The organism is Streptomyces sp. AcH 505 (assembly GCF_000818175.1).
Taxonomy (GTDB): domain Bacteria; phylum Actinomycetota; class Actinomycetes; order Streptomycetales; family Streptomycetaceae; genus Streptomyces.
Genome location: NZ_JTIY01000007.1, coordinates 19,437 through 33,869 on the forward strand (window position 1 = coordinate 19,437; position 14,433 = coordinate 33,869).

The 14,433-nt window shown below is 56.5% G+C and carries 10 protein-coding genes; all 10 read right to left on the reverse strand.

The genetic code is table 11. From position 1 onward, the window contains the following. Complete coding sequence (locus HY68_RS41525) at positions 1-1,329, reverse strand: FAD-binding oxidoreductase (protein ID WP_198533543.1); 1,329 nt, start codon at positions 1,327-1,329, stop codon at positions 1-3. Beyond that, positions 1,326-2,789, reverse strand: a complete 1,464-nt coding sequence (locus HY68_RS37520; RefSeq protein ID WP_042001712.1) for a UbiA family prenyltransferase — start codon at positions 2,787-2,789, stop codon at positions 1,326-1,328. The genes HY68_RS41525 and HY68_RS37520 overlap by 4 nt, the downstream gene beginning before the upstream one ends. A 145-nt stretch (positions 2,790-2,934) precedes the next feature. Next, a complete protein-coding gene (locus HY68_RS37525) occupies positions 2,935-4,137 on the reverse strand; it encodes a glycosyltransferase family 4 protein (protein ID WP_078864194.1) in 1,203 nt (400 codons plus the stop codon). Next, the gene (locus HY68_RS41530; RefSeq protein WP_078864195.1) at positions 4,094-7,567 is read right to left on the reverse strand and encodes a glycoside hydrolase family 99-like domain-containing protein; all 3,474 of its coding nucleotides are present in this window, start codon (positions 7,565-7,567) and stop codon (positions 4,094-4,096) included. The genes HY68_RS37525 and HY68_RS41530 overlap by 44 nt, the downstream gene beginning before the upstream one ends. Before the next feature lie 161 nt (positions 7,568-7,728). Further along, positions 7,729-8,832 carry an acyltransferase gene (locus HY68_RS41535; RefSeq protein WP_078864196.1) on the reverse strand — a complete coding sequence of 368 codons (1,104 nt, stop codon included), beginning with the start codon at positions 8,830-8,832 and terminating at the stop codon, positions 7,729-7,731. Positions 8,833-8,955: 123 nt separating this feature from the next. Beyond that, entirely contained in the window at positions 8,956-9,714 is a 759-nt protein-coding gene (locus HY68_RS37535; protein ID WP_042001720.1) for an ABC transporter ATP-binding protein, read from the reverse strand. Positions 9,715-9,719: 5 nt separating this feature from the next. Then, positions 9,720-10,541 carry an ABC transporter permease gene (locus HY68_RS37540; protein WP_206742994.1) on the reverse strand — a complete coding sequence of 274 codons (822 nt, stop codon included), beginning with the start codon at positions 10,539-10,541 and terminating at the stop codon, positions 9,720-9,722. 39 nt (positions 10,542-10,580) lie between these two features. Next, the gene (locus HY68_RS37545; protein ID WP_042001722.1) at positions 10,581-11,717 is read right to left on the reverse strand and encodes a glycosyltransferase; all 1,137 of its coding nucleotides are present in this window, start codon (positions 11,715-11,717) and stop codon (positions 10,581-10,583) included. A gap of 112 nt (positions 11,718-11,829) precedes the next feature. After that, positions 11,830-12,885, reverse strand: a complete 1,056-nt coding sequence (locus HY68_RS41540; protein WP_078864198.1) for a GDP-mannose 4,6-dehydratase — start codon at positions 12,883-12,885, stop codon at positions 11,830-11,832. 123 nt (positions 12,886-13,008) lie between these two features. Next, the gene (gmd, locus tag HY68_RS37555; RefSeq protein ID WP_042001728.1) at positions 13,009-14,100 is read right to left on the reverse strand and encodes a GDP-mannose 4,6-dehydratase; all 1,092 of its coding nucleotides are present in this window, start codon (positions 14,098-14,100) and stop codon (positions 13,009-13,011) included. Between the last annotated feature and the right edge of the window lie 333 nt (positions 14,101-14,433).

Genomic DNA, 14,433 nt, shown 5'->3' on the forward strand with positions numbered 1-14,433 from the left:
TCATTGATTCATCCGGCGCCAGAACGTCGATGACATCCCTGGGTCCATATGGGCTCTGAATTGATCCAACGCCGGATATCCGGCCTTGAACATCGCGGCGGGGAGCCGGCCGTCCTTGGCGGGATAGAGGCGCCCCCCCGCTTCTCGGACAATCGCGTCGAGCTTGTCAAGAAGCGAGATGGTTGACTGGCCGCGATTGGCGAAATCAAGCGCCAGCGTCGTTCCCCTCATTGGAAAGGATAACAAGCCCGGCGACGGAACCTCGCCGAATGTCTTCAGCACAGCGAGAAACGAGCCCTGCCCGGCATGCGAAATCGCTCGTAGCATTTCGGCGGTCGCCGCTTCAGCAGCACCAGGCGGAACCACGCTCTGGTATTGATAGAAGCCGCGACCACCATACAATTTGTTCCAGCCGCCGATCGCATCGAGCGGATAGAAAAAAGGGTCATAAGTTGTCGTCATCTGGCGCCTGCGCCCAGAAAATCGATAATACATTTCGTTGAACGCTGACAGCGATAAGCGATTTAGAAAGAAGCCGGGAACGTCGATCGGGATTGACGGGCCGACTCCCGACTTCACGCACAATTCGCCGTCTTTGCTGTGGCAAGCACGAGAAAAAACGCCACGCCCCAACGTTCTACCGTTAGCCAGACAATCGATCCACGCAACCGTATAATCGTACGTCGCCTCGCTTTCAGCAGCGAGAGCAAAAAACTCTCCAAGATTCCCGAACGGCACTGACTCCGCGAGCATGTTGGAACTGGTAATCGGCATGAGTTCTAGCGTGACATGTGTCATGACACCCGTAAGGCCGAGGCCACCGACAGTTGCGGCGAACAGGCCTGTTGGATCGTCGCGATTGACTGTCCGTTCAGTTCCATCGCTACGCGTCAGATCAATTGACCGAACCCAACGGCCGATCGTTCCAGCGCGATGATGGTTCTTGCCATGAACGTCGTTGGCAACAGCACCTCCGAGGGTCACGAACTTTGTCCCCGGTGTCACCGGCAAGAAATAACCCGCAGGAATGGCCAGCTTCAGAACTTCCGCGAAACTCACTCCAGCTTCGGCCTGGAGAATCCCGCTCGTTCGATCGAAGCTCACGAAACGATCAAGGCCAGTCATATCGGCCATCGCTCCGCCATCGTTGAGGCAGCTGTCTCCATATGAACGCCGCAGGCCCGTCGCAAGAAGACGGTTTGGTTCGCGCGAGCCGCTCTCGACAAGACCACTGAGCTCGTCTCGAAACATCGGATTGGCCACGCGCATCTGCGTTCGGGGCGTTCTGCCCCACGACAGAATATCGGAGCGCGGAATAAAATCGATCACAACGCCAACAGAATGGCTATGGCGACAAGAAGACCGAGGCCGAGACTTACACGGTCGCGCAACGCGAACGCGACTGGATCGTCCGTCATTCTGCCTCTGTGGGACAAAACCCAGATTCGGCAGCTGAAAAGAAAGATCGCGATAGGAGCGACCCAAAGCCAGGCCGGTGTACCGTAGAGCTGGCGAGCGAACACCTCATCGACAAGGTAAATCACAACGATCACGATCGAGGCCATCGAGGCCGCGGCACCGAAAACTAAAGTCAGGCTTTCATCACCGATCTGATACCCGCGCCCTTGTAGGCTCCGCATATTGTGCTCCACCGCCCTGAGGATTTCGGTATGTCGCTTGGCGAGGGCGAGCGAGAAGAAAAAAAACATCGAGAACGTCAATAGCCATGCCGAAGGCGTCACGGATGAAGCCGTAATTCCAATGATAATGCGGATCGTAAACAGCAGAGCAATGACAAAAGTATCAAACAACGGAATTCGCTTCCAACCAAATGAATAGCCCAGCGTCACCGCCACATATAGCAGCAGGCAAATTCCGGCCGGCACAGAAATGAGCAGCGCGAAGAGACAGAAAATCGGCAACATTAACGCTACGACCAGCAATCCATCGCGAACTTCGATCGCGCCCGAAGCAAAAGGGCGGCGGCGCTTCGACCAATGCTTTCGATCCGACGACAGGTCAGCGATGTCGTTGACGATATATGTCAACGAGGCAACGGCGCAGAGAAGAACAATCAAGGCAAGCGTCGTCGCAAACGACGCCAGTGTGACATCGTGCCAGCCCAATAGCACCGGAACAAGCACGACAACGTTCTTCGCCCATTGATGTGGGCGGATGGCCTTGATCCAAAAGGACTTTTGCCGGGATGTCAGATCGAAGGAACGTTCTACGGGGACGCCGGCATTTCGCACTGCGTCGCACAAAGAGGGATCCTCGGATACGGTAATTGCCGCCTTTGCACTTTTCCAAACTGGAATATCGGCTCGGCTATCTCCTGCATAGACGAACCCGCCTGGGAAAACCTGCGCCAACCGTTCCGCCTTGTTGATGCCCTTTAGATTAACACCATGATCCGTCCCATGGATCGTTCGAAAAAACGGGAATCTTTGCGCAACACGCAACGCAACTGTCTGGTCAGCCGCCGTTGCGAGATGGATCTCTCGACCTGCAGTGTCTTCACGTTTCAAATAATCAAGGAGTTCTTCCCGGACGGGAAGCATCTCGACATCCAAATGGGCGAGACCAGCCAAACGTCGCTTAAAAGCTGCAATACCTTTTCTCAGCTCGAACAAGCTCAGAATGGTTTGAATCGGATTTGTAAAAAGCCCCGCAGCGAAGAGCTCATAAAGCGTGTCAACCTTGAGAAGAGTACCGTCCAGATCGACGACCAACGGCAACATTGCTTCTGTCGCCCTCACTATCGCATCATTTTGTGGCAATATCGTCATCAGCAGGTGGCTCGCTATCGGCTCTTGATCGAAGAGCCCTTCTGTGCCCAGTGTTGAGACATCCTAATGCTTAAGTCCTGCGACGAAACAACCAAATCAAGTCGCCTTCGAAGAAAGGATTCATTGAGGATGTTTGAGAAACTATTTAGTGCTCTTGGCCAGAAGATACACGACCAACATCGCGCTGCACCTTCGACATGTTCTCGATATCGGTTATACGGGTCAGGTAGCGTAATCCCGAAGAGCGAAAGCTGAAGCCAACACGGATCGCGCGGCTCCCCTTCGTTCCGAGCGCTCGTCCAGCCGCAGGATCATCAACCAGCTTAATCATATGTGAGGTGGCCTCCCCGAGGTCCGGCTCAGCCCAGCGCTGATCGTCGGCATGCGGATATGCCCCCGTCGGCACCGACACCAACTGATATCCGACTAGTGCTGAATTCTCTGGGGTCATGAAATCCATATTGCCGGACCAAGCCGTACCGATCACTGGCAGCCCAAGATACATAGCTTCCGCCAACCCGAGACCGTATCCTTCTGAGCGATGAAGCGATATGAAGGCATCGCAGCATCGGATCAGATTGTGGACCTCAGTTTCTTCCAGAGTCTCGGTCAGCATGACGATCCGGCCTGACAGATCATGCAATGTTACGAGAAACTCCTGGACCTCGGCGGGCGCCACCTCAACCCCATGCAGCTTGATGACCAGGGTCAGCCGCGCCCAAGGCCGCGCAGCGAGGAGCCTGCGGAAACAATCCACCACTGCGTTGGGATTCTTACGGCTGATGTAAGACCTGCAATCGAAGAAGAACAGGAACACGTAGCTGTCCTCGGGGATACCGAACCGCCTACGGCTCATATATCCGCTCAGCGACACCTCAGTCGGCAGGGGCATATGGAACACCGGCCGATCGACAGCGGCGGCGACCGATTGCCGAATAAAGTCCGATGCAGCCCAGACTTCGTCGAAACGCTCAAGCTCGCGGGCCCATTCAGTTGGGTATCGCGGCAACTCCCAGAAAGGAAGAACGATGTTATAGCCGTCGGGGAGCGGGCCGATTCGATCCAGCGCCGGGGCAATTTCATTTCCGTTGATGTGAAATAAATTCACTGCGCCGTATTCGGTGGTGAGAAACGGTACGATCTCGGACAGTTGCGCAGCTTCGGGAGATTGAAAATTCCAGACATCCCGCACCCTCGTATCGATAGCCACACTTCGACAAGCGGCGAACGAAAGCCGCAAGGCACGACCAGTCCCAATCGGACTGAATGGATGTCCGACCAGCGTTAATTTCGCGCCCATACCCTCAGGACTCCCCATCACGAAGCAGATGTGTGCTGTCACGCGCATTACGCACAGCCTGCAGATAAGCGTGTCCGAAGCGCTTATCCGGCTCAAGATAGGCCCCTTCGGCCCATTCGTTCCAAGCGTTGATGAAAACCAGCCGCTCGTCACCCTGCAGATCGCGTTTCGTTTCGTTCATTGCCGTCTCAAGCCAGGCCTGGAATGCGCCTGGCGTCGGATTGTCGAGAATGAAGGGTTCGTTCTGGCGCCGCGCGGTGTTATCCCATCCGGGCATCACTGTCCGAAATCGGGTGAAGCCAGGATGCTCGCGCGTCGCAAATCGTGCGACGAGATCCTCATACTCCCCGACATGCCCACGGAAATCGGGATTGAGTAGAGCGCCGTGGGGCGGACGAACGTCAGGCACGTAGTGCGCCGGAAACTCGACAGAGGCATCGCAACCATAAACGGATGGTGCGACATTTGTGCCGGCAAACCGAAACGATTCAACCATCGTCAGATAAATTTCGCCTAAACCGAGCCGCCGACACTCTTCGCGCCAGCGAATTGCCGTCTCCGCGAATGCCGGAAAAAGGTCCACGCGGTAAATCAGCAGTAACGGCTTGTTGCCGATCCGGATATACGCGGGATGGCGCATGTAACGGGCAAGATCACGGATCACTGCAAGATCGTCCTCGACCGAGTGAGCCTGCGCGATAAGGATCTCCTGATCCTGGCCATCCCAGCGCCGCGTCCAATTTTCATTCGCCCAGCACAGGCAGAAGGGATGCGCCGGCGTGTCAATATCGAGGAATCGTTGCAGTGGCCGATCCAGCAAGCGGTGGCCATCAAACCAGTAGTAATAATAACAGAATCCGTCGATACCGTAGCGATCGGCCAACTTCCATTGCGCTTCCATCACCTCTGAAAGCCGCAGATCGTAATAACCGAGATCGGCAGGCAAACGCGGCTGGTTGTGGCCAACGAAATTCGGCCTGGCCTTGGCAACATTGGACCATTCCGTGAAGCCCGGGCCCCACCACAGGTCGTTTTCCGGGACCGGATGGAACTGCGGCAGATACATTGCAATAACCCGCAGATCATCCAGCGCGTCAAAGGTTGCTTGATGGCGCTGTGAGAGATATTGCATATTTCTCGCGATGAGGCCCTGCTTGTACGCATTGCCGAGAGCATCGGAGCTTTTGCTAAGATAATGCACAATCTCGGAGTCCGCTACAGAGACAATCCTCAATCCACGTTCGCGAATGCGCAGGCACAGCTCCAGATCTTCACAATACGCCGGAGCCAAATCGTCGTTAAATCCTCCAAGAGAATGAAACAACGATGTTTCCAGCATCAGACACGCCCCGGACACGTAGTCGACGTCGCGATTATAGGACCAGCGCGGCTTCTCCGGTGAATCAGCGAGGCCGATCATCTCGACCGTCCCCTCGCGCCTGATACGCACACCTGCCTCTTGCAGAATCCCATTGGGATAAACAACGCGAGGCCCGACGGCGCCTACGCCCGGCTCATCGAGTGCCTGCATCAGCCCCTTCAACCAGCCCGGCGCAACCTGCGCATCATTATTCAAGAGCACAAGGCGGCCCCCACGCGCGGCCTTGGATGCACTGTTACAGTTTCGCAGAAAACCCAGATTTTGAGCCTGGCTCACGAGACGCAGGTGCGGTACGCGCGACAATACTTCGTGGGTCTCATCCGTGGAGCCATCATTGGCCACAATAACTTCGAAAGTCACTTCGTCGGATGTCCGCGACAGCGAGAGCAGGCATTCGATGGTGGTGGCGAGTTCATTGTATACGGGCACGATCACCGTCACCTGCGGCGCCTCGCTAGGTACCGGAAGAACAATGCGAGCGGCGGCATTCGCCAAGCTTTCATTCCTGACCTCGATGATCGGACGCGGGCGAAACTCAAGCTCCCCGCTTCGCGCATCCAGAATCTGAGCAATGCGCGCCTTCGTTCTGGCATAGCTCCGCCATTCCCATTCCCCATCGGCAACAGACAATGTCTCTGACGTCGAGAATGCAGCCGCGGCAAAAAGTTCTGTCGGGGGCAGCACACCGTGCATTGTAGCTGTAGTGCCCACCGCCACAACGCCCTTCAAACGACGCGCGGCTTGCCAGCGTTCATAAGCACCGGTCCTCTGAAAGAGCGGCCTCATGCTGCGGAACACACAGTCCTTGACCCGCATCTTGAAATCAATTCCCAATGGCAACGCACGATAGACATCACGAGCCGTCATGGCGATAGCACGATAGAGGCGCCCACGCGCATTGCGCCGCCACAAACTGCTCGTTCGCAATAACGAGGTGGCACGCCATGAGCGAGAACTGAAAAGCGCTTCATTAATCCTGACAGCCTCGATGCGTTGCCTGTCCGCCTCTACAAATCGCCACCGAAGTCGCTCGTAATCGCTCCTTGAATCGCTCAGAAGTCTCGCGAGTTCATCGAGCCGTCGCCCACGCTGATCAAATTCGCCGCGAAAAGACGCCTCGCGCAGCACCGCCTCCTGAAGGGCGACTGCTAATTCTTCGACCCTTTGCCCGCGTTGGTCGCGCTCCGCGCACAGAGCGGCCTCATGCTGCCCAGCCGCATTGACCACAGCCGATAATTCCTCGACCCGTTGTCCACGCTGATCAAGTTCGCCGCGAAGAATTGCTTCGCGCCGCAAGGCCTCCTGCAACGCTCCCGTCAGTTCGTTGACTCGTTGCCCGCGCTGGTCAAGTTCCGTTTGGAGCGTGGAGATCTCGCGCACGTACGGTGGCTGTCGGGGAGCGAATATCCCTGCCGGCAGGTCGGGGATCGGGCCGTCTGAGGCGACAGCAATGAAATAAACGGGATTAGGCAGCCCCCCCCCCTCAATCACGCCTCCCTCATCCTCACGATAGCCGATAAACGGCGATTCACTTCGGCCTTCCGCCGGTGCAAGCACCGAGGCGTAGTGCACGCGCTGGCCATAGATCGCGTGCCCACCGAAATGCTCATTCAGCAGCGCCTGTAGCTCGGACAAATAGAGCTCACGGACATGGTATGGATTTTTGTAGCGTGGAACGTCCGAGTATTCGTGCCGGTCGGGCGACGACAGCACCAGCACCCCGTCCGGAGCCAACACCCTCTTGATCTCCAGCATCATGGTTCGATGATCAGTCAGATGCTCGATCGTCTCGAAGCTAACAACAACGTCGATGCTGGCATCTTCAATCGGGATCGCCACCGCATCGCCCACGAGAAAACGGATATTCGGGCGAATATAGGCCTGGCAGGCGTGGGCAATCGATGCTTCGTCGATGTCCACGCCGACTACCGAAGCAGCGATGCCTGCGAGTAGATCCGATCCGTAGCCTTCGCCGCAGGCGATATCTAGAACGCGCTTGCCCTGCACCAAGTGCCGGGCGGCAAAGTAGCGGTGCAGGTGTTCAAGCCGAATATCCCCCTCGACCTGGGGTACGAACCGCTCGCCGGTAAAGTCCATCAATGTCTCTTCATGCTACTACAAGTGGCAATACCTAGAGTATAGTACCACGGATTGGCAACTCTTGAGTGCACTCCGAGGTGAATAGTATCACTGACATGCCATCCCGCGGCGATTATGAATTGATCTGGAAATGTGGCCATGGGCCGGTACCAAATCGTTCAACCGATCAGATCATAGCGACCGGGTTTGTCCATCCACCGCTGGATCGGGCGTCGGGCAAGGATCGGCCGCTCAACAAAACGGAAAGAGATATAAGCCAGAGCGAAGGTTAGGACACCCGCAATCCCAAGGATAGTGATGCAGAGCGGAACACTTCCGGACATCCACGGGGCCAATCGCTCAAGGATGCTATAGTGAACGAGGTAGGCACCATACGAATATGTACTGACGGCTGTTATAACCGTAACGGTGGGACCAGGTGTCGCGGAAAAACGCAAAAATGCAGGAAACACAAGCGCGAATCCGATTGATGTAAAACTGAAGATCAGCGACCGCCAAAACCGACCTTCGATCTCCCATACTCCTGTTCGAAACTGCCAATTGCCGATCGCAAGCGCCAGCAACCCTAGTCCCACGACCAAGGCCCCTTGCCAATAGCGATCGAGAAAGGCGCTTCTTCGCATCCAGAGGGCAAGCGCAACACCATAGGCGATAGCGTCGAGGCGCAACAAAACAGTCTTTCGTATCGAGGCGTCCCATTGAGCAGCGTCCGGCATTATGGTGCGCAAAAACAGCGGAGCAATAAGAAAAACAAGAATTGTCAAAGGAGCCCCGCGTCGGCCCACCGCGTTTACAAACGCAAACATCATGGCGGAAAACAGGAAATAGAACCATTCCTCGACCGTCAGCGACCAGGATACTGCAAACCAGCCATCTGCCGGAAAGGGCCAAGCTAAATTTTGGGCGAAAGCCATGTAAGTAGCAAAATGTACGACGGGATCAAGCGGCGGCAACAGCACCAGCAGGACGATCAGCCATAACAGATAAGCCGGGACAGTGCGCATGAGACGCCTCAGCAGGAAAATCGCCCACGCCTCGAAGGTTGGGCGGCGCACACAAATGTCGAGCAGCAGATTACCGATCAGAAAGCCACTGAGGACAAAAAACAACTCAACACCGAGGAACCCCAACTGCATCACCCAAAGCGGCACAGCACGGAACTGTTGAAACAGAGGTATCGCGACAAAATGCGAAATGAGAACCAGCGATATCGCGATCATTCTTAAAAGGTCGAGACCGAGAACGCGCTTTCCGCTCTGCATTGCCTGCTCTGCTTATCGAGAATGGCGCCTGCGCCCACCGGCCGCGAGAATGGACCGCCTACTCAGAGACAGGACAATAAAACGTTGGCGCTCAAGGAACAGTGCCGAACTCCCGCATCCGATCTAGGCCGCCATGGCAGCCTGAAAGCTATCGATGACATCGGCGATCGGACCAAAACGCTGTATTTGCCCCTGCCGCATCCACAAACCCTTGTTGCACCACCGCCTGCAGATATCGAGATTATGCGATGCAAGCACCAGGACGCTCGCCTTCTCGACGAATGAATCGATCCGCGCCCGCGCTTTGGCCATGAAACTCGCATCTCCGGCCATGATCCATTCATCCATCAGCAGGATCTCGGGCTCGAAGCAGGTTGCAACCGCGAATGTGAGCCGCAGCATCATGCCGGACGAGTAGGTTCGCACTGGCATATCGAGGTAATCACCGAGCTCGGTGAACTCCGCGATGTCGGGGAGCAAATGCTCGATCTCTCGCGATGACAAACCCAGAAGCAAGCCGCGAATTCGAACGTTGTCATAACCGGAAAGATCCGTGTCAATCCCAAGTCCGATATCGAACATCGGCGAGATGCGGCCATGCACGGATACGGTTCCCGCCACCGGCTCATAGATTCCAGCCATGACACGCAACAGCGTGGTCTTCCCGGCGCCATTGGCGCCGATCAGTGCCAGCCGGTCGCCACTTTCAAGCGACAGCGAGATATCATGCAGGGCGTCGATGACAATCCTGTCATTGGCATCACGCGCGATACGCCCGGCAGAGCCCCGCGACAGCAGGCTTTTCTTCAGCGATCGCGACCCACCCTGATAGACTGGAAACGAAACGCTGACGTGATCGAGACTGAGAACGGATGGAGACATCGACTTCAGACCCAGTAGGAGATGCGCGCCCGGAACCGGACGAAGAAGGCCGCAGCCAACAAGAAGTTCACAGCGGTTATCAGCGCAACGGCGACATAATTGTCAACCGATGGCAGTTGCCCCAGCAGCGGTGCCCGCACGACCTCGCAAAGATGATAAAACGGATTGAATGTCAGCAAAGCGGTATTTTCCCGCAACAGTTCCGGCTTCCACATGATCGGTGTCAGAAAGAAAACGATCTGCGTAACGCTTGCGACGATCTGCGGGATATCGCGGAACCGGGCTGACACAATGCCGAGATAAAGGCTGGCGAGCGCACCATTAAGAGTTAACAGCAGAAAACCCGGGATTGCCCAGAGCGCCGTGCTCCCCGGCCAGATCTTGAAGTAGATCAGAACTCCGAAGTAGATCACGAAGTTGTGGGCAAAAATGATGATCTTACCCCAGATGAAACGGTAGACGTAGGCTGAGTAAGGAAGTCGGACCTGCTTGATGTACGATTCCGCACCCGTGAAAAGCGCGCCGGCCTCGGTCAGCGCGGCGCTGATCAGGCCCCAGACCAGCAGCCCGACGCAAAGGAACGGCATGAAATCATGCAGTGCGATTTTCAAGATCTGCGAATAGAGCATGCCCAGCGCCACCACCATGATCGCCATGCTGGCTGTGAGCCATAGTGGCCCCAACAGCGAGCGCCGGTAACGCTGCAGGATATCGTTCCACCCGAGCTTGCCCCACAGCGGCCACAACGCCGCTCCATCGACGATGTCTCGAACAGCCAAGCGTATTTGCCCATACGTCTTTTGCGCGGGCATGGTAGTTGAGATCAACGGCTTACTCCTGGCTCATCTCGACATCTTTTCTCGAGATTATCTGACAGCGCGACGCTTATCGGCGGCCCGCTCGTATACAGCCTGCATTCGCTCAAGAAACAGCGACTGATCATACTCGGCACGCACACGTGCGCGGCCGGCGCAACCCAACCTCGAAGCCAATTCCGGATCATCAAGCAGGCGACGAAGCGCCTGCGCGAATGCCGATGGATCGTTCGGCGGCACGGTCACCCCCTCGAGTCCGTCGCGTGCGACATGCGGCACAGCCGTCCCCAATGAGGTATTCACAATCGGCCGGCCGGCGGACATGGCCTCCAGCTGAACCAGACCGAACGCCTCGGCATCCGTCACCGACGGAAATGCGAGCACGTTGGCCGCATGAATATATTGCTTCACCTCGTCGCGCTGCAGGCCGCCAAGAAACATCACCCGGTCCGAAATTCCAAGCTCCGATGACAAGCTCTGGAGTTCGGCCTTGAGCGCGCCTTCACCGATGATCATTGCCTGGGCGTCAACATGCCGCATGGCACGAAGGAACACTTCATACCCCTTGTAACTGACAAGGCGGCCCACCGCGACGACAAGCCGTGGATAGCGCGCTTTCAACCCGGTAACGGCTGCGCCCTGCGCCTCATCGAGTCCGCTCCAGTAGTCGACGTCGCAACCGTAAGGTACCACGGTGCACTTCTCGGCGTGGCGGCCCAGAAACTCCGAGTTTTCGATCATAGCCCGATCGGACACGACAATCGTATCCGCCCTTGCAAGCGTGCGCTGGACCAGCGGCGCCAATATGCGCACCAGCAGCGATCGTCCGATAATTTCCGCATGCCAGTGCACAATCAATGTGGTCTGCCGCGGAAAGCCCAGCAGAACGCCCATGTCGACCAGCGGGAACGGCGCATGACAAATCACTATATCCATCGCCTTCGCTTGCTGCGCGAAGACAAACGGGTAGCTCAACGCGATCGGTGTGGAGAACACCGTCCCCCATGACGTCACGGCCCTCACGGGCACACTATCGACGGAATGGCTGCGCCCGAAACCAAACGCACGGGCCACAAGGATCGAGCTGTCGAAACCGGCGCGCGGCAGCTTCGCCAGCGTCGCGATGACGTGTGGAATGCCGCCATGGACGTCCGGCAAGTAGATCTTATAAGCGTGCAGCAGGCGCATTCAGACGGTCATCCACGGACTCTCACCGGCTTCATCGTCATGCATCTCTCGCAAAAAGTGAATGCCGGCGTCAGGATAAGGCGCGCGCAAGATAACAGCAAAGAGGACTTTCTTACGGCAAATTTGACCCTGCCGCACCGAAAACGCCTTGTGATTCTTGAGAATTTGCCCTCAGATCATCTTGAACGCGTTTCACTTGGGCTTTCACCATTGTCGAAACCAGATCCGGAAAGGCAACCTTCGGCCTCCAGTTAAAAGTGGCACGAAGCTTTGCCGGATTTGCGCGTGTGTAGTGACTGTCGGTTTTTCGGATCAGTTTTGGGTCGACACTAACATAATCGGTCCAGTCCAGGCCGACCGAGCGGAAGGCGACGTCACAGAGCTCCTGAATCGAGTGATCTTCGCCGGTGCCGATGACATAATCATCCGCGGTGGGATGCTGCAAAATCATATGCATCACTTCCGCATAGTCGCCAGCGAAGCCGAAATCGCGCCGCACGCTGAGATCCCCCAGCAGCAGCTTGCCATCCAGCAGAATCGGCCGCCCTCGCTCATCGAGTTCAGGCGTATCCCTCAATCCACACCAGGCCGCCGCAGCAGCGTAAGCAATCTTTTGTGATACGAAAGACAGCGGGCGATACGGGCTTTCATGATTGAACATGATGCCCGAACAGGCATGCAGGCCGTATTGCTGTCGGTAGGCGCCAATAATCCTGTGCCCATACAGCTTGGCCACGCCATAGGGAGATTTCGGCTCGCAATGGGTGTGTTCATCCTGGCGCTCGCTGAAGCCGTCGCCGAAGATATCGGATGACGAAGCCTGGAACAGGCGGCAGTCAAGCTTGTGCTTGAGCAGTAGCTCGCAGATGTTCTGCGGCAAGAAAGCATTGATTTCCGCGGTTTCCCGCGGCGCTTTCCACGATAGGATCGGCCGCGACACCGCGGCGAGATTGTAGATCTCGTCCGGCTTCGTGCTCGCAATCAGCAGCTCGAGAAACCCATTATCCGTCGGTTCGCCGACATGCCAGCGCACGCCGTCATCGTCCGAACCCGAGCGCGGCAACCGTCGGGACTGCGCATGCACTGAATAGCCATGCCGGCGCAGGAGATCGACGAGATAGCGGCCATCCTGCCCGCTCGCGCCGGTAACCAAAGCACTCTTAGCCAACGGATTGTCCCCATCCGCTCGTGTGAAGCCCCCCGGCTACCATCACTGATTGAAACTCGGTCTGATCGCACTTTTACTGGTAGTACGCCAGTCCGTTCGAAGCGTTTTCTCGTCGAAAAGTGCTTATTCGTTATAGTTGAAGTATTTGAAACCGTGTTGCTTGATTAGTTCGTCGCGCTGCGCGGATTTCAGATCCTCCTGCATCATCTCCGTCACCAGCTCGACAAACGTTGTCGCCGGCGACCAGCCAAGGTTGCGTTTTGCCTTGGAGGGATCACCCAACAGGGTTTCAACTTCCGCTGGACGGAAATAACGCGGGTCGACCTCGACAATGCACTTGCCGGTCGCCTCATTATAACCCTTTTCGCCGACGCCAGTTCCCTCCCAGCGCACCGCAATACCTGCCTCTTTCGCGGCAAGCTCCACGAATTCACGCACCGAATGCTGTTCACCGGTGGCGATGACATAATCTTCCGGCTTTTCCTGCTGCAGCATCAGCCACTGCATCTCGACGTAATCACGCGCGTGGCCCCAATCACGTAGCGCGTTCAGATTGCCGAGGTAGAGCTTGTCCTGCAGGCCGAGCTTGATGCGCGCCAGAGCGCGCGTGATCTTGCGGGTGACGAAGGTCTCGCCTCGGATCGGTGATTCATGATTGAAGAGAATGCCGTTGCAGGCATAAAGGCCGTAGGCCTCGCGATAGTTGACGGTGATCCAGTAGGCATAGAGCTTGGCCACCGCATAAGGCGAGCGCGGATAGAACGGCGTCGTCTCCTTCTGCGGAATCTCCTGCACCAGTCCGTAGAGTTCGGACGTGGACGCCTGATAGAACCGGGTCTTTTTTTCTAGGCCAAGGATGCGGATCGCTTCCAGCAAGCGCAGGGGGCCGAGCGCATCGGAATTGGCCGTGTACTCCGGTTCCTCGAACGACACCGCGACATGGCTCTGAGCCGCGAGATTGTAGATTTCGTCCGGCTGTACTTGCTGAACGATGCGGATGAGGCTGGAGGAATCCGTCAAGTCGCCGTGGTGCAACCTGAAATCATGCCCTTTTTCATGTAGGTCATGGTAGAGGTGATCGATCCGATCGGTATTGAACAACGACGTCCGCCGCTTGATGCCGTGCACGCTGTAGTCCTTGGCCAGCAGCAGCTCCGCCAGATAGGCTCCATCTTGCCCGGTAACTCCGGTGATCAGGGCGGTTTTTTTCGACATTCAGGTTTCGGTCCAATGATCGGGAATGCAACGTTCCGCCTCATCCAAGAGGACGAGACGGGAGCTTTTAGCTGGTGCAGCAATCATTTACAATTGCCGGTTGCGGAATCATATTTATTGGTAAAGCAGCCGACGTGTGGATTTCACCTATCACCACAATGAGATAGATACCCTGCCAGTCATCAGCTGAAAGCAAGTAGACCGCACCGAATGGGTTTTGCGGAACGCCCACAACAAGACTACCTCGCCGGCAGCGAAACCCTCTCGCCGCAGGGGTCGATTCTCTATGTAGTGTCCGAAGACTGGGCCTTTCTGTCGCACCGGCTGCCGATG